At 68.9% G+C, this 16,729-nt stretch carries 14 protein-coding genes; 9 read left to right on the plus strand and 5 right to left on the minus strand.

What is annotated here, in order from left to right:
- The first annotated feature begins 63 nt into the window (after positions 1-63).
- The 4 genes from O9255_RS09970 to O9255_RS09985 are packed head-to-tail and all read left to right on the plus strand — an operon-like array spanning position 64 to position 3,718.
- Positions 64-1,461, plus strand: coding sequence for a PhoH family protein (locus tag O9255_RS09970; RefSeq protein ID WP_297866701.1), 1,398 nt, complete (start codon positions 64-66; stop codon positions 1,459-1,461).
- Positions 1,462-2,265 (plus strand): bifunctional hydroxymethylpyrimidine kinase/phosphomethylpyrimidine kinase, encoded by an 804-nt coding sequence (gene thiD, locus O9255_RS09975; RefSeq protein WP_297866702.1) that lies wholly within the window; start codon positions 1,462-1,464, stop codon positions 2,263-2,265.
- Complete coding sequence (locus tag O9255_RS09980) at positions 2,262-2,930, plus strand: YoaK family protein (protein WP_297866703.1); 669 nt, start codon at positions 2,262-2,264, stop codon at positions 2,928-2,930. The genes thiD and O9255_RS09980 overlap by 4 nt, the downstream gene beginning before the upstream one ends.
- A 29-nt stretch (positions 2,931-2,959) precedes the next feature.
- A complete protein-coding gene (locus O9255_RS09985) occupies positions 2,960-3,718 on the plus strand; it encodes a Bax inhibitor-1/YccA family protein (RefSeq protein ID WP_297866704.1) in 759 nt (252 codons plus the stop codon).
- A gap of 97 nt (positions 3,719-3,815) precedes the next feature.
- On the opposite strand, the gene O9255_RS09990 is transcribed toward O9255_RS09985, so the two are convergent.
- From O9255_RS09990 to grxC, 3 genes are all read right to left on the minus strand, one after another.
- Positions 3,816-4,826, minus strand: a complete 1,011-nt coding sequence (locus O9255_RS09990) for an isocitrate dehydrogenase (RefSeq protein WP_297866705.1) — start codon at positions 4,824-4,826, stop codon at positions 3,816-3,818.
- 152 nt (positions 4,827-4,978) lie between these two features.
- Positions 4,979-5,320, minus strand: a complete 342-nt coding sequence (locus O9255_RS09995) for a carboxymuconolactone decarboxylase family protein (protein ID WP_297866816.1) — start codon at positions 5,318-5,320, stop codon at positions 4,979-4,981.
- A gap of 38 nt (positions 5,321-5,358) precedes the next feature.
- Positions 5,359-5,625, minus strand: coding sequence for a glutaredoxin 3 (gene grxC / locus O9255_RS10000; protein WP_297866706.1), 267 nt, complete (start codon positions 5,623-5,625; stop codon positions 5,359-5,361).
- Between the two features lie 129 nt (positions 5,626-5,754).
- Here grxC and O9255_RS10005 point away from each other — a divergent pair, with 129 nt between their 5' ends.
- The 5 genes from O9255_RS10005 (at position 5,755) to ppx (ending at position 13,230) form a co-directional block, all read left to right on the plus strand.
- Entirely contained in the window at positions 5,755-7,347 is a 1,593-nt protein-coding gene (locus O9255_RS10005) for a M48 family metalloprotease (protein WP_297866707.1), read from the plus strand.
- A 140-nt stretch (positions 7,348-7,487) separates the two neighbouring features.
- Entirely contained in the window at positions 7,488-8,177 is a 690-nt protein-coding gene (gene phoB, locus O9255_RS10010; protein WP_297866708.1) for a phosphate regulon transcriptional regulator PhoB, read from the plus strand.
- Positions 8,178-8,199: 22 nt separating this feature from the next.
- A complete protein-coding gene (gene phoR / locus O9255_RS10015) occupies positions 8,200-9,522 on the plus strand; it encodes a phosphate regulon sensor histidine kinase PhoR (protein ID WP_297866817.1) in 1,323 nt (440 codons plus the stop codon).
- 77 nt (positions 9,523-9,599) lie between these two features.
- Positions 9,600-11,708, plus strand: a complete 2,109-nt coding sequence (ppk1, locus tag O9255_RS10020) for a polyphosphate kinase 1 (RefSeq protein WP_297866709.1) — start codon at positions 9,600-9,602, stop codon at positions 11,706-11,708.
- Position 11,709: 1 nt separating this feature from the next.
- Entirely contained in the window at positions 11,710-13,230 is a 1,521-nt protein-coding gene (gene ppx / locus O9255_RS10025; RefSeq protein WP_297866710.1) for an exopolyphosphatase, read from the plus strand.
- 6 nt (positions 13,231-13,236) lie between these two features.
- Here ppx and O9255_RS10030 read toward each other — a convergent pair whose 3' ends face one another.
- Both O9255_RS10030 and O9255_RS10035 read right to left on the minus strand, forming a co-directional pair.
- A complete protein-coding gene (locus O9255_RS10030) occupies positions 13,237-14,349 on the minus strand; it encodes an alkaline phosphatase D family protein (protein ID WP_297866711.1) in 1,113 nt (370 codons plus the stop codon).
- Positions 14,349-16,583 carry a TonB-dependent receptor gene (locus tag O9255_RS10035; RefSeq protein ID WP_297866712.1) on the minus strand — a complete coding sequence of 745 codons (2,235 nt, stop codon included), beginning with the start codon at positions 16,581-16,583 and terminating at the stop codon, positions 14,349-14,351. The genes O9255_RS10030 and O9255_RS10035 overlap by 1 nt, the downstream gene beginning before the upstream one ends.
- Between the last annotated feature and the right edge of the window lie 146 nt (positions 16,584-16,729).

Genomic DNA, 16,729 nt, shown 5'->3' on the forward strand with positions numbered 1-16,729 from the left:
GACGCCCCCGCGTGATGGCGGCTTTTTCTTTGCCGCATCCCTGCCCCGCCACGAGGAGCTTCCATGACGCAGAGCAAGCGCATCTACGTGCTCGACACCAACGTGCTGATGCACGACCCGACGGCGCTGTTCAAGTTCGAGGAGCACGACGTGTTCCTGCCGATGATGGTTCTGGAGGAACTCGACAACAACAAGAAGGGGCAAACGGAATCGGCCCGCAATGCCCGCCAGGTCAGCCGCTTCCTCAACGAACTGGTCGTGGCCCACGGCAACCGCGGCATCGAAGGCGGCATCAGCCTGCTGCGTCCGAAGGAGCTGCAGTTGCGGGCGGCGGACATGCTCGGTCGGCTGCTGTTCCAGACCAAGCCGGTCGACATCAGCAAGGGCTTCGGCACCGTGCTGCCGGACAACCAGATCCTCGGCTCGATCCTGCAACTGCGGATGGAGAACCCGAGCACGCCGGTGGTGCTGGTGTCGAAGGACATCAACCTGCGCATCAAGGCCAGCATCGTCGGCGTGCAGGCCGAAGACTACGAGAACGACCGCGCGCTCGACGATTTCAACCTGCTCTACACCGGCGCGACCCAGCTGCCCGAAGACTTCTGGAAGCGTCATGGCGACAGCCTGCGCAGCTGGACCGAGCGCGGCCGCACCTTCTACGAGATCAAGGCCGCTCCCGAGGACGGCTGGTACGCCAACCAGTACCTCTACCTGCCGGGCGAAGACGACGTCGAACTGAAGGTGGCGAAGCTCGACGGCGACCGCGCCGTGCTGCAGATCGTCGAGGACTTCCGCTCGCCCAACCGGCAAGTCTGGGGCATCAACGCCCGCAACCGCGAGCAGAACTTCGCGCTGAATGCCCTGATGGACCCGGAGATCGACTTCGTCACCCTGCTGGGCACCGCGGGCACGGGCAAGACCCTGCTGGCGCTGGCCGCGGGCCTCGCGCAGACCATGGACGTGCAGCGCTACCGCGAGATCATCATGACCCGCGCCACGGTGAGCGTGGGCGAGGACATCGGCTTCCTGCCCGGCACCGAGGAAGAGAAGATGACGCCGTGGATGGGCGCGCTCACCGATAACCTCGAAGTGCTCACGCACGCCGAGGACCACGGCAGCTGGGGCCGCGGCGCCACCAACGACCTGCTCGCTTCGCGCATCAAGATCCGCTCGATGAACTTCATGCGTGGCCGCACCTTCCTCAACCGCTGGGTGATCGTCGACGAGGCGCAGAACCTGACGCCGAAGCAGATCAAGACCCTGATCACCCGCGCCGGCCCGGGCACCAAGATCATCTGCATGGGCAACGTCGAGCAGATCGATACGCCCTACCTCACCGAGACGACGTCCGGCCTCACCTACGCGGTGGATCGCTTCAAGAGCTGGGCGCACAGCGCGCACGTCACCCTGCGTCGCGGCGAGCGCTCGCGCCTGGCCGACTACGCCTCCGAGGTGCTCTGAGTGCAAGAGCGCGTCATCTCGGCCCTGACCATCGCCGGCTCGGACAGCGGCGGTGGCGCGGGCATCCAAGCCGACCTCAAGGCTTTCGCCGCCCACGGCGTGCACGGGCTTTCCGCCCTCGCCGCGCTGACCGCCCAGCACACGCGCGGCGTCACCGCCGTGCACGCACCGGACGTGGGCTTCCTACGGGCGCAGATCGACGCCTGCATCGAGGACTTCGACGTGCGCGCGGTGAAACTCGGCATGCTCGCCACGGCTGACATCATCCACGCCGTGGCCGATGCGCTCTTGCATTGGAAGCCAACGGCGCTCGTGGTGGACCCGGTAATGGTGGCGACCAGCGGCGCCAAGCTGCTGGCCGACGACGCACTCGATGCCCTGCGCACGCGCCTGCTCCCGATGGCGACCGTGCTGACACCGAACCTGCCGGAGGCCGAGCTGCTGCTCGGGCGCCGGATCGCCCCGGGCGCAGACGCCGATGCCGCACTCGTCGAACTGCTCGACCTCGGCGCCGACGGCGTCTTGCTGAAGGGTGGCCACCTCGCCGAAACCGAGGTGATCGACCGCTTCGGCAGCGGCGTGCTGCGCGCGAGCTTCCGCAGCCGTCGTCTGCCGCTGGAGGGCCATGGGACGGGCTGCACGTTGGCCTCGGCGATCGCGGCGAACCTCGCCCTCGGCGAGACGGCGCCGCAGGCCTGCCGCCTCGGTACGGAGTACATCGCCGGCGCTCTGGCGGCCGGGTACCGCCCCGGTCTCGGCGAGATCGTCGTGCTCGACCACTTTTGGCGCTTCCGCGAACGATGATCGACCAGCTGCCGCGCTGGGTCTGGGTGGCCGGTGGCGCCCTGAGCTTCGCGGCCGGGCTGATGAACGCGGTCGGTCTGCTGGCCTTCGGTGCGGAGGCCGTGACCCATCTCACCGGCACGACGACGCTGATCGCCGGCCATCTTGGCTTCGGCCGTTGGGACAGCGCGCTCCACCTGTTGGGCATCCTCGGCGCCTTCTGCCTCGGCGCGGTGTTCAGCGGCTGGCTGATCCGCGACGAGCATCTCCGGCTGGGACGCCGCTACACCGTGGCGCTGGGGATCGAAGCGCTACTCGTGCTCGCCGCCACGCAGGCCTTTTTCTGGCGCGAACCCGCGGCCTATTACCTGCTGGCCAGCGCCGTCGGCCTGCAGAACGCGATGGCCACCACCTTCAGCGGCGCGGTGATGCGCACCTCGCACCTGAGCGGCATGTTCACCGACCTCGCCATCTACCTCGGCCACGCGCTGCGTGGCCTGCCCGTCGCGAAGAAGCGCATCGCCGTCTGCCTGCTGGTGATCGGCGGATTCTCCAGCGGGGCGCTCGTGGGCGCCTGGGGCATGCGCTCGATCGGTCCGGGCGTGCTGCTCGTGGCAGCGACCATCGCTGCGGGCCTCGCCATCGCCCACGCCTTGCGCCCGGCACCGCACGCGGGCAAGGTTTGACCGGGATTTCCCCCGGCAAGGAGCAACACATGCGCAGCGGCAACCCCGTTCTCGGCGAGAACACCTTCCTCGACGTCGGCTCGGGCCGCGTCGTCACCCGCGATGGCCAGACGATGACGATCGGCGGCACGGTCAACAAGACCGCCCTGCTGCTCGCGATGGTGCTGATCACCGCGACCTACACCTGGAACCTCTACAGCGGCCCGGAGAGCGTCCCCGGCCTGATGCCCTACGTCTGGGGCGGCGCCATCGGCGGTCTCGTGCTGGCCTTGGTCACCGTCTTCAAGAAGGAATGGGCGCCCGTCACGGCACCGCTGTATGCGCTGGTCGAAGGCCTGTTCCTCGGTGCGGTCTCGGCGATGTTCGAAGCGCAGTTCCCGGGCATCGTGATGCAGGCCGTCGGCCTCACCTTCGGCACCCTCGCGTCGCTGCTGCTGGCCTACAAGTCCGGCCTGATCCGCGCCACCGAGAACTTCAAGCTCGGCGTGGTCGCCGCCACCGGCGGCATCGCCCTGCTCTACCTCGTCAACATCGGCATACGCCTGATGGGCTTCGAAGGGATGGGCTTCATCCACGACAGCGGCTGGCTGGGCATCGGTTTCTCGGCCTTCGTGGTCGTGATCGCCGCGCTGAACCTCGTGCTCGACTTCGATTTCATCGAAAGCGGCGTCGAAGCCGGCGCCCCGAAGTCAATGGAGTGGTACGGCGCCTTCGGCCTGATGGTGACGCTGATCTGGCTGTACCTCGAGATCCTGCGCCTGCTCTCGAAACTGCGCGGCGACGATTGATCGCACCGGGCCCGTCCCCCGCGGGACCGGCCATCGTCCCAACAACGGAAAAGGGCGCCTTGCGGCGCCCTTTCCTTTTGCTGCTTCGAACCTGCGATCAGCCGGTGACGCGCGCGGCGACGGCCTTGGCGAAGCTCTGCGTCGTGCCCGTGCCGCCGACGTCCGGGGTAACGCCGTCCTTCGCGGTGAGCGTGTCGCGGATGGCCTGGCGCAGGCGGTTGGCATGGTCGACGTGACCGAGGTGGTCGAGCATCTGGCCAGCGGCCAACAGCAACGCGCAGGGATTGGCGATGTTCTTGCCGGCGATGTCCGGGGCCGAACCGTGCACGGCCTCGAAGATGGCCGCGTGCTCGCCGATGTTCGCACCCGGGGCGAGGCCGAGGCCACCCACCAGGCCGGCGCAAAGGTCGGAGACGATGTCGCCGAACAGGTTCGTCGTCACGATGACGTCGAACTGCTCCGGGCGCATCACCAGCTGCATGCAGGTGTTGTCCACGATCATCTCGTTGCACTGGATGTCGGGGTACTGCTGCGCCACTTCGCGGGCGACCTTGAGGAACAGGCCCGAGGTGGACTTCAGGATGTTCGCCTTGTGCACCACCGTGACCTTCTTGCGGCCGACGCGGCGTGCCAGGTCGAAGGCGTAGCGGACGATGCGCTCCGAGCCCTTGCGGGTCACCTTCTGCGTCAGCAGGGCGGTCTCGCCGTCCGGCGACACCGACTGGCCCTCGCCGATGTAGGCGCCCTCGGTGTTCTCGCGCACCGTGATGATGTCGATGTTCTCGTAGCGCGCCTTGGTGCCCGGGAAGCTGATCGCCGGACGCACGTTGGCGTACAGGTCGAAGGTCTTTCGCAACGCGACGTTGATCGAGGTGAAGCCCTCGCCGACCGGCGTGGTCAGCGGACTCTTGAAGGCGATGCGGTGCTTGCGGATCGCGTCCAAGGTGGCGGCGGGCAGCAGTTCGCCGGTCTTCTCCATCGCCGACATGCCGGCTTCGACGAACTCGTACTGCAGCCCGAGCCTCATCGCATCCAGCACGCCCAGCGAGGCATCCATGATTTCGGGACCGATGCCGTCCCCGCGGATCACCGCAATCGTCTGAGACATGTCTTTTCCTTTTCTCGCCCGATCCAGCGCGGGCAGCGCGCGGATTATGCCGCAGCGGCGCCGGACCGGCCTCTGACGGCGGTCAAGGAACCGGGGCTTGGTTCAGGCGGGTCCATCGCGACGGGCGCCGGGAGGCAAAGCCCGGGCCGGGCTCAGCCGTGGGCCGCGTCGTGGGCGCCGGGGGCCTCGGCGGCGCCGGCTTCCAATTGGTCGAGGAAATCCACCGCGCGACGCAGGTGCGGGATGACGATCGAGCCACCGACGACCAGGCCGACCGAGAACACCTCGAAGAACTCCTCGCGGGTGACGCCGGCCTGCTGGCACTGGGCGACGTGGTAGGCGATGCAGTCGTCGCAGCGCAACACCATCGAGGCCACGAGGCCGAGCATTTCCTTGGTCTTGAGGTCGAGCGCGCCGGCCTTGTAGGTCTGCGTGTCGAGGGCGAAGAAGCGGCGCACGACCTGATTGTCCTCGGCGAGGATGCGCTCGTTCATGCGCTTGCGGAAGGCGGTGAATTCGGCGACGCGGTCACTCACGGGGCGGACTCCAGAAGGGGCGCCAGGCCACCGGCGCGGTCGAGGGCCACCATGTCGTCGAAACCGCCGACGTGGGTGCCATTGATGAAGATCTGCGGCACCGAAGTGCGCCTGGCCCGCTCGAGCATCTCGGTGCGCGCCACCGGGTCGAGGTCGACGCGCACCTCGCGCCACTCGACGCCGCGCTGTTTCAGGAAATTCTTGGCGGCGACGCAATAGGGGCAGATCGCGGACGAATACATCACGACCTCGGCGCGGGACATCTCGGCGGCTCCAATTCGGCGCAGGAAGCATGGAACTATGCGGGCGACCCGCGGTCTTTTCCAGCGCGACAGTGCCCCACTTAACGACGGGTTCACCAGCCGCCGCCCCCCTTTCGGCATGCTCCGACGATGCGCATCACGCCCCTGCTCGCCCTCCCCGCCGCCCTCGCCCTCGCGCTGTTCCCCGGCCCTGCCGCCGACGCGCAGTCGCGGCCGGAGGCACTCCCGCAGATGGGCTCCTCCGCCGCCAGCCTGATCACGCCGGCCGACGAGGCGCGCTACGGCGCGATGCTGATGCGCGAGTTGCGCCGGCAGGACCTGCTCGTCGCCGATCCCCTGATCGAAGGCTGGCTGCAGGGCTTGGGCTTCCGCGTGGCGGCATCGAGCGGCGAGCCAGACCATGGCTACACCTTCTTCATGATGCGCGACCGCCGCATCAACGCCTTCGCCACCCTCGGCGGCCTGATTGGCATGAATGCCGGCCTCGTGCTCACGGCCGAGCGCGAGGACGAGGTGGCCGGCGTGCTCGCCCACGAAGTGGCGCACGTCACCCAGCGGCACGTGCTGCGGTCCGCCGAAAAGTCGCAGCAGATGCAGCTGCCGACCATGCTGGCGATGATCGGCGCGCTGGCGGCGGCGTCGCAGAGCAACTCGCGCTCTTCCGACGACGCCATGCAAGCCGCCGTGGTCGGCGCACAGGCGCTGATGGCGCAGATGCAGATCAACTACACCCGCAGCAACGAATCGGAAGCCGACCGCATCGGCATCGAGACGCTGTCGCGTGCCGGCTTCGATCCGCTGGGCATCGCCGATTTCTTCGGCCGGATGGAACGCGCCTCGCGAGGCAACACGGGGGGCTGGCAGGCCCCGGAATACCTGCGCACCCACCCCGTGACGACCACGCGTATCGCCGAGGCGCGCGACCGCGCGGCGGCCATGGCCAAACAGGCCCCCTGGCGGGACGCCGCCGTCCGTGACGAAGGCCACCTGCTGCTGCCGGCCGCCCTGCGCCCCTTGCCGAGTGCCGCGAACGCGCGGCCCAGCGAGTTCCATTGGGCCCGTGAGCGCCTGCGCGTGCTGACGGCCCCCACCGCGCGCGACGCCGTCGCCGAGTACGAGAAGAATCCCGTCACCGCGCCCCGCCCCGAGGTTGCCTACGGCCACGCCTTGGCGATGCTTCGCGCAGGCCACGCGAGCGACGCCGTCACCCGCCTTGAGCGGCTGTTGGCCGTCGACCCGACCAACCTCTGGTTGCGGCTCGCCAGCGCGGAGGCCCTGCACAAGGCGGGCCGGCCGGTCGAGGCCACCCGCCACTACGAGGGACTGCTGGCGGATAACCCGCAGCACCGGGCGATCACCCTGAGCTATGCCGAGACCCTGAATGAGCGCGGGGATGCCGGCTCCGCCCGACGCGCCCAGGCCCTGCTTCGCCCGCTGCTGGCCGCCGCCAGCGGCGACCTGCTGCTGCAACGCAGCTTCGCCCGGGCCAGCGAGCTCGCCGGCGACGCCAACCGGGCCGTCGAGGCGCACGCCGAGGCCGCATTCCTCGCCGGCCGCGCAGAGGACGCCCTCAAGCAGTTCGACAGCCTCAAGCAACGCGACGACGTCGACTACGTGCAGCGCGCCCGCGTCGAAGCCCGCATGGCCGAGATCATGCCGGTGGTGCTGGAGATGCGCCGCGCGGGGCTGCGGCCCGAAGACCAGGCCCGCGAGCGGTCCTGACCGGACGCCGAGGCCCGCCCGCCCGGGCCGCGAGGGCTCGACAAGCCGCGCCGGCGCTGTGACGATTCCCTTTCAGTCGTCATGGTCGCGTCACAAAAGTTTTATCTACTGGCGCCCTGACCCCATGGCCTGGACATCCCGTGCAGAAGCGCATCCTCATCGTCGACGACGAGCCCGCCATCCGTGACATGGTGGCCTTCGCCCTCCGCAAGGGCGAATACGAACCGGTGCACGCCGGTGACGCCCGCGAGGCGCAGACCGCCATCGTCGAGCGCGTGCCCGACCTGATCCTGCTGGACTGGATGCTGCCGGGCACCTCGGGACTCGACCTCGCCCGCCGCTGGCGCAAGGACGAGCTCACCCGCGACGTGCCGATCATCATGCTCACCGCCCGCGGCGAAGAGAACGACCGCGTCTCCGGCCTCGAGTCGGGTGTCGACGACTACGTGGTGAAGCCCTTCTCGGCCCGCGAACTCCTGGCTCGCATCAAGGCCGTGATGCGCCGTTCGCGCGAGGACGAGGCCGACGGCAGCGTGCAGATCGGCCGCCTGCGCATCGACGGCGCGGCGCACCGCGTCTACGCCGGCGACGAATCCATCCACGTTGGCCCGACGGAATACCGGCTTCTGCACTTCTTCATGACCCACGCCGACCGCGTGTACACCCGTGCGCAGCTCCTGGACCATGTGTGGGGCGGGAACGTGTACGTCGAAGAGCGCACCGTGGACGTGCACATCCGCCGGCTCCGCAAGGCGCTGGAGCCGAACCAGCTGGACGGCATGGTCCAGACCGTCCGTGGCAGCGGCTACCGGTTCTCGGAAACGACGTGACGGACGCGCGCGCAGCATGACCATCGGGGCCCTGCTGCGCCGCGCTTGGCGCGCGTCGGTCGCCCGCCTCGTAGCGATCGTCGCGGCCGCGGCCCTGCTGGGCTGGTGGCTGGACGCCTTCTGGCCCCCGGTCGCGCTGTCCGCCTTCGCCATCCTCGGCTGGCATTACTGGCGCCTGCACCGCCTGCTCGCCCGCCTCTACCAACGCCGCCGCCTGCGCGACATCGACGGCCGCGGCCTCTGGGACGACCTCGAAATGCTCCTCCACCGCCGCCAGAACGAAGGCCGCGCCCGCACCAAGCGACTGCTGGGGCTGGTGCGCGGCTACCGGCGCGCCGCCACGCTCATGCCCGATGCGGTGCTGCTCGTCGACCGCGACAGCGGCCGCATCGACTGGTGCAACCGGCAGGCTCGGGAGCTTCTGGGCCTCGGCCCGCAGGGCAGCGAGGGCACCGTGGGCGCAGTGTTCCCCGATGCGACCGTGCGGGCATGGCTTGATGTCGGGCAGACCGATGAGCCTTTGCTCGACCAGGCCTCGCCGCTCGACGCCAACGTGCGGCTGAGCCTGCGCCTGCTGCCCTACTCCCCCTCGCAGTGGCTGCTGGTGGTGCGTGATGTCACCAAGCTGCTGCGGCTGGAGCAGTTGCGCCGCGACTTCGTCGCCAACGTCTCGCACGAGTTGCGCACGCCGCTGACGGTGGTGCACGGCTACCTCGACATCCTCGACGCCGACGACTACCCCGAGCTGGGCCCGATGCTCGACGAGATGCGCAAGCAGTCCGCGCGCATGTCGCAGCTGGTCGAAGACCTCCTGACGCTCTCGAGGCTGGAGGCCCAGGAGGCCCTGGCCCACCGCGAGGTGGTCGCCATGGCGCCGCTGCTGCTGACACTGAAGCGCGAAGCCCAGGCGATCTCCGCGGGCCGGCACCACATCCACGTCGAGGACAGCGCGAACGTCGACCTGCTCGGATCGACGCGCGAGCTGCACAGCGCCTTTTCGAACCTCGTGTCGAACGCCGTCCGCTACACCCCGGTCGACGGCCGCATCGACGTCCGCTTCGAACGCAGTGCCGACGGCGGCGTCATGTTGGCCGTGCAGGACAGCGGCTACGGCATCCCCGCGCAGCACCTGCCGCGCCTGACCGAACGCTTCTACCGCGTTTCCACCAGCCGGGCGCGCGAAACCGGCGGCACCGGCCTCGGCCTGTCCATCGTCAAGCACGTGCTGAACCTGCACCAGGGGCGGCTCGACATCCGCAGCGAGGTCGGTAAAGGCAGCGTCTTCGCCTGCGTGTTCGGGCCGGAAGCCGTGGTCGAGCGCGCGCGCGGCACCGACGAGGCCTGAGCCCGCCGCGCACCACGGCTTGCCAGCCGCGGCTGCGTCGTTTCCAATCCAGAGTCTGGTTCACGCAAGGCCGCCCCGTGCCCACCAAGTCGCCCCGAAAGCCCGCCGCCGCGGTTGCCGCCACCGGCACCTCGGGCCTCCCCGACCAAGAGCTGTTCCTGAGCCGCGAGCTGTCGCAGCTGGCCTTCAACCGTCGCGTGCTCGCCCAAGCGGAAGATCCGTCGATTCCGCTGCTGGAGCGCCTGCGTTACCTGTGCATCAGCTGTACCAACCTCGACGAGTTCTTCGAGATCCGCGTCGCGTCGCTGCGCACGACGGTGCAGTTCGGTTCAACGGCCACCGTTGACGGCGTGGCGCCCATCGCCCTGCTGAACCAGATCCACGACGAGGCCAGCGCGCTGGTCAACGCGCAATACGAGTTCTGGAACGACACGCTGCGCCCCGCCCTGAACGAGGCAGGCGTGCGCATCCTGCCGCGCGACGCCTGGAGCGCGAAGCAGAAGCGCTGGCTGAAGGAATACTTCGAGCACGAGATCATGCCGGTGCTGTCGCCGCTGGGGCTCGATCCGGCACATCCCTTCCCGCGCATCCTCAACAAGTCGCTCAACGTGGTCGTGGTGCTCGAGGGCAAGGACGCGTTCGGCCGCGCCGGCGGCATGGCCATCGTCCGTGCGCCGCGCTCGCTGCCGCGCATCATCCACATCCCGACGGAGATCTCCGGCGCGCCCCACGACTTCGTGCTGCTCTCCGCGGTGCTGACCGCCTTCGTCGACGAGATCTTCCCCGGCATGAAGGTCAAGGGCGCCTGGCAGTTCCGCGTGACGCGAAACTCCGAACTGGTGGTGGACGAGGAGGAAGTCGAGAACATCGCGCATGCCGTTCGCGAGGAACTCGTGGGACGCGGCTTCCGGCCGGCGGTGCGGCTGGAGATCGCCGAAAACTGCCCGACCACGATCGTGCAGGTGCTGCTGCAGAACTTCTCCCTGCCGGAGAATGCGGTCTACCGGATCAACGGGCCGGTGAACCTCAACCGCGTCATCCAGGTCATCGACCTCGTCGACCGACCGGAGTTGAAGTGGCCGCCGTTCACGCCGCGGCCCACCCGGCTCGACGTCGATGCGCCCTTCGACCAGCTGCGCGAACGCGACATCCTGATGCACCACCCGTACGAGACCTTCAACGCGGTGCTCGACCTGGTGGCGCACGCGGCGCACGACCCCGACGTACTCGCCATCAAGCAGACGCTGTACCGCGTGGGCAAGGATTCCCCGCTGATCGAGCATCTGATCACCGCCGCGCGCAACGGCAAGGACGTGACGGTGGTCGTCGAGCTTCGCGCCCGCTTCGACGAGGAGGCCAACCTCCGCCTCGCCGACCGGCTGCAGGAAGCCGGCGTGCAGGTGCTGTACGGCGTGGTCGGCTACAAGACGCACGCCAAGATGATGCTGATCGTCCGTCGCGAAGGGCAGCGCCTGCGCCGCTACGTGCACCTCGGCACCGGCAACTACCACGCCGGCACCGCGCGCACGTACACCGACATCGGCCTGATGACGGCCAACGAGGAGATCGGCGCCGACGTCCACGCGCTGTTCCAGCAACTCTCCGGCCTTGCGCCCTCGTTCAAGCTGAAGCAGCTGCTCACCTCGCCCTTCACCCTGCACGGTGGCCTGCTGGCGAAGATCGCGCGAGAAGCCCAGCACGCCCGCGAGGGCAAGCCGGCGCGCATCATCGCCAAGATGAACGCGCTCAACGAGGCCGGCGTCATCCGCGCGCTCTACGCCGCCTCGCAGGCCGGGGTGCAGATCGATCTCATCGTCCGCGGCGCCTGCGCGCTGCGCCCCGGGGTCAAGGGGCTCTCCGAGAACATCCGCGTGCGCTCGGTGGTCGGCCGCTTCCTCGAGCACAGCCGCGTCTACTGGTTCCAGAACGACGAATCGCCGCAGCTCTACTGCTCGAGCGCCGACTGGATGGAGCGCAACCTGCTGCGTCGCGTCGAGACCTGCTTCCCCATCCTCGATCCGAAGCTCTCGAAGCGCGTGTTCGACGAGGAACTCGCCAACTACCTGGCCGACAACACGCAGAGCTGGCAGCTGCAGGCTGATGGCCGCTACGTGCGCGTGGCGGTGGAAGGCGACGACATGCCGCACTCGGCCCAGCAGTCCCTCCTCGCCAAGCTCTGCCACTGACATGCCGAACAGCTCGCGCCGCAGCCTGCAGGACGGCGACCTCCTCGCAGCGGTCGACCTCGGCTCCAACAGCTTCCACCTCGTCGTCGCCCGCTACACGCTGGGCCAACTGCGCATCGTCGACCGCATCAAGGAGACGGTGCGCCTCGCGGAAGGCCTCGACGTCAACGGCGGCCTGCGTCCGGACGTCGTGGCCCGCGCGTTGGATTGCCTCGCCCGCTTCGGCCAGAAGCTGCGCAGCGTGCCGCCGGCGCAGGTGCGCGCCATCGCCACCAACACCGTGCGGCAGATGCGCAATCCGCAGAGCTTCCTGCTGCCGGCCGAAACCGCGCTCGGGCACGGCATCGAAGTGGTGGCCGGCCGCGAGGAAGCACGCCTCGTCTACCTCGGCGTGGCGCACGGCCACCCGCCGGGCAAGTCGCGACGCCTCGTCATCGACATCGGCGGCGGCTCCACCGAGTTCATCATCGGCGACGGCATGGCCCCGATCGAGCGCGAAAGCCTGCAGATGGGCTGCGTGGCCACCACCAAGCGCTTCTTCGCCAACGGCAAGCTGAGCCGCAAGCGTTGGAAGGACGCCCAGATCGAAATGGCCGCGGAGTTCCAGCAGTTCGCGGCGCTGTATCGCCAATTGGGCTGGAAGGAAACGTTCGGCTCGTCGGGCACGATCAAGGCCATCGGCGAGATCTGCGAAGCGCTCAAGCTCTCGAAGGGTGGCCTGATCACCGACACCGCGCTGGCCGGCCTGACCGACCGCGTGCTCGCCTTCGACACCCTCGAAACCCTGAAGCTTCCCGGCCTCAGCGCGGAGCGCCAGCCGGTGATCGCGGGTGGCGTGCTGGTGTTGGCCACCGCCTTCGAAGCGCTCGACATCCGCAAGCTGCACGTCAGCGAAGCGGCGATGCGCGAAGGCGTGCTGCACGACATGGTCGGCCGTGGCGGAAAGGCCGACCCGCGCGAAGAGTCGGTCGCGGCACTGATGACCCGCTACGCGATCGATACCGCGCAGGCGGAACGCGTGGAAGCGACGGCGCTGGCGCTGTTCGACGAGGTCGAGATGGACTGGGGCCTCGAGGCGCCGGACCGCCAGATGCTGGCCTGGGCCGCGCGCCTGCATGAGCTCGGCCTCGCCATCGCGCACAGCCAGTACCACGTGCACGGCGCCTACATCCTCGAGAACTCCGACATCGCCGGTTTCTCGCGTACCGAGCAGCAATTCCTGGCCACGCTGGTGCGCAACCAGCGCCGCGCCCTGCGGCTCACCAGTTTCGAGGGCTTGCCCGACCGCTTGGCACCGGCGGCCCAGCGCTGCGCGATGCTGCTGCGGCTCGCGGTGCTGCTGCACCGCGCCCACGAGGCCGGGAAGATCCCCGGCCTGCGCCTGCGGGTGGGCAGCGGCGAACTGCAGTTGAAGCTCTCGAAGCGCTGGCTCGACGCCCATCCGTTGACGCGCGCCGACCTCGACACCGAGCGCGAGCACCTGCGCGACATCGGCCTGCGTCTTGAGCTGGACGGCGGCTGAGCCTCCTCAGCGAACCCGCAAGGACGAGAGCGGCACGCGCTGGTCGATCAGCACCGCACCGTCGGCATCCCGAAGGCCCAGTCGCAGTTCGCGGCGGGCCCATTCGATCTCCACGAGGCCGAAGTTCGCCCGGTGGTAGGCCTCGCCGACGCGGAGCGCGTTGGGCACCGGCACGTGCCATTCCTCGGTGAGCCCGCTCGAGGTCAGGTCGACCATCGGGTAAGGCACGTTCGCATCGAGGCGCGTGAGTTCGCCGTAGTGCGTGTCCCCTGAGAGGAACACCACGCCCTCGGCACGGGTGTCGCGAATGAGCTGGAACAGCCGCGCCTGGTCGCGCGGGTAGTTCACCCACGCCTCCCAGCCCGGGAAGTCCGCCAGCACCTGAAGGCTGGAGCCGATCAGTCGGACCTCAGCCGGCTCGCGAAGCTGGCGCTCCAGCCACGCCCACTGCGCCTCGCCGAGCATGGTCGCTTCCGGCGACGGGTCGCGTGCGTAAGGCCCCGGTACCGGACGCCCTGCCCTCGCCTCGCGCCGGCCCCAGCGTTCGTGCGCTCCGTCGTCCGGGAACGCCGTGTTGCGTGCGATCGGCGTGCGGTTCCAGCGCAGGTCGAGCAGGATCACCTGCACGCGCTGCCCCGGTGGGCCGAACATCGCACTGGTGTACACGCCCTCGTGCGTTCGACGGGGTGAATCGGCCGGTTCGCCCCAGAAGTCGAAGAAGACCTCGCGCGAGGCGTCCTTCATCGGGTACTCGGCCCCCGCGTCGTTCTCGCCGTAGTCGTGGTCGTCCCACGTCGCCATCAACGGCGTCGACGCGCGCAGGCGCTGGAAGCCCGGCTGCGCGGCCAGCGCCGCGTAAGCCTGCTCGAGTTCGCCACGATCCCGCGTGTCGCCGTAGACGTTGTCGCCGAGGAACAGGAAGAGGTCGGGGTCGGCGGCCTGCACCGCCGTCCAGATCGGCTGCGGTTTGTGCTGCTCGGCGCAGGAACCAAAGGCGATGCGGGTCAGGGCGGGCGCGCTGGCGCTGCCTGCCTCCGGGGCCGCGAGGGCCACCGGAGGAAGGCAGAGCGCGAGCGCCAAGCCGAGGTGGCGCAGGGCCACCGACGGCAGGCGCCGCATCAGAACGAGGCCTCGAGCGTCAGGAACACCTGGCGCGGCGCGCCGGTGACCAGCGTGTAGTTCAGGCCCTGCGGGTCACGAGCGACGAAACCGTTGGTGCCGACGCTGGCGAAGTAGTCCTCGTCGAACAGGTTGGTGACGTTGAGCGTGGCCTTCAGGTCCTTGGCGAGGCCGAGGTCGCCGAAGCGGTACGACACCGACGCGTCGGTGACCCAGTAGTCCGGCACGCGCGAGTCATTGACGAAGGTGATGAAGCGCTCGTCGGTGTACTTCATGCCGATGCGGGCCTCGACGGCGTCCGCGGCGTAGCGCAGTTCGACGTTGGCGAGCATCTCCGGCGTGTCGACCACGGTCTTGCCGTCGGTCGGCACCAGGGTCGTGCCGTCGAGGTAGTTCGAGGCGTACTCCGACGAATTCCACGACAGCGAACCAAACAGCGAGAAGCCACCGCCGAGGCGCCAGTCCATCGCCGCCTCGGCGCCCGAGGTCTCGACGTCGCCGACGTTGGCCAGCACGCTTGGGCAACCGACGATGCCGGCGCATTGCGAGATGGTCAGCAGGCGGTCTTCGAAGTCCACGCGATACAGCGTGAGCGAGCTCTGGAAGCCCTCATTGCCGTAGCGCAGGCCGCCTTCGAACGTGGTCGAGGTCTCCGGGCGCAGCGTGCCGCGGATGGCGTTGAAGCCCGTCTGGCTGGCCGAGAACGGACCATTCACGCCAGCGCGGAAGGCCGCCATGTTCTCCGCGTACGAGCCGAACAGCTCGAAGCCCGGCGCCACTTCGAAACGCAGGCCCAGCTGCGGCAGGAAGCTGTCCTTGGCTTCGATGCGACCCTGCGCGCGCGTGCCGCGACGGCTCACGGCTTCGATCTCGGCGTCCAGCGCCTTGAAGCCGGCGTCGATCGTAAAGCGGCCATCCATCAGCGCGATGCGGTCGTTGAGGTACCAGACCTGCGTGCGGCTGTCGAAATCCTGCTCGAACACCCGCACGTCCGGGCTGCGGTAGAAGTAGCCGCGGTTCGGCGGGGTGTCGGCGTTGAGGAAGTAGAAGTTGCGCTGCAGGTTGTGGTCGCTGTCCTCGTGCCACAGGCCGAAGCTCAGCGTGTGCACGCCGAACGGCAGCTCGAAGCCGGCCGTGAGGCCGCCGCGATCGATGGTGTACTCGGTGGTGCGAAGGCTCAGCGGCAGGGTGGACGAGCTCGGCGAGTACGGGGTCACCCAGTGGCCCTGGCCTTCGTTCGTGTGGCGATAGACCTGCGCCTTGAAGCTGCCGCCGTCGCCGATGGCGATGTCGGTGTTCAGCGCATAGAGGTTGTCGTCGCGGAGGCCACGGCCCAGGTAGTAGGCGTCGTCCAGGCTGTTCACACCGCCCGAGAACTGGCCGAAGCCGGCGCGGATGGCGCGCGTCCAGTCACGCGCGTAGTTGTCCCAATCCATGCCGAGGCGGCGCGCCGACTCCAGCGACAGATCCGCGTAGTCGGTCTCGTTGCGACGCGAGGTGTTGATGAGCGCGCCGAGGCTCCAGGCCTCGTCGGCGTAGCGGGCCTGCGCGTTGACCTGGCGCGAATCCTGCGCGCCGTAGCCCTTCCATTTCTCGGCATCGTGCTTGGCGCCCGAGAGGAAGGCCGAGAAGCCGTCGAGGTCACCGGTGTCGTAGCGCGCGAAGGTGCGCAGCGTGTCGTCGCTGCCGACGGTCTGCGCGAGCGTCGCACCGCGCTCGGCCTGCGGACCACGCGACGCGAAGCGCACCGTGCCGCCGAGGTTCGACGAGGACGCGGTGTCGAGCGCGCCGCTGCCCTGCGAGACTTCGGCGAAACCGAGGTTCTCGGCGATCAGCGCGCGGCTGATGTGCAGACCGTTGTGGTTGCCGTAGCTCATGTCGCCGAGCGGGATGCCATCCAACGTGAAGCCCAGCTGGTTCTGGTTGAAGCCGCGGATGTTCAGGCGCGTCGACCACTCGTAGTTGCCCCACGGGTCAGCCGAGGTGAAGTGCACGCCGGGAAGCTTGCCGAGCAGCTTGAGCGCGCTGCTGCCGGCGGGCTGGCGGGCGATTTCCTCGCGACCCAGCGCCTGCACCTGGCGGGTTTCGCCGGTGCCGACCACGTTCACTGCGTCGAGGACGGCGGCGTCATCGCGCACCTCGGGATTGGCGGAAGCGGCCATCGGGGCGAGCGCAGCGGCGACCGCGAGCGCGAGCAGGTGGCGAGGGCGACGGCAGGGGGTGATCGACGACATCTGGAACTCCATTGGGGGCCAACCTCCGATCGGAGCAGTGGGCGCGCACACTGGCGGAAAAGCGTGACCGCATCGTTGAATTCACGTGACACCCGATTGCCGGTGCCGCGTCACGCCAGCGTCATCGCGATGTCACCGCCGTGCCG

This window comes from Silanimonas sp. (genome assembly GCF_027530345.1).
In the GTDB taxonomy this organism is placed as follows: Bacteria; Pseudomonadota; Gammaproteobacteria; order Xanthomonadales; family Xanthomonadaceae; genus Silanimonas.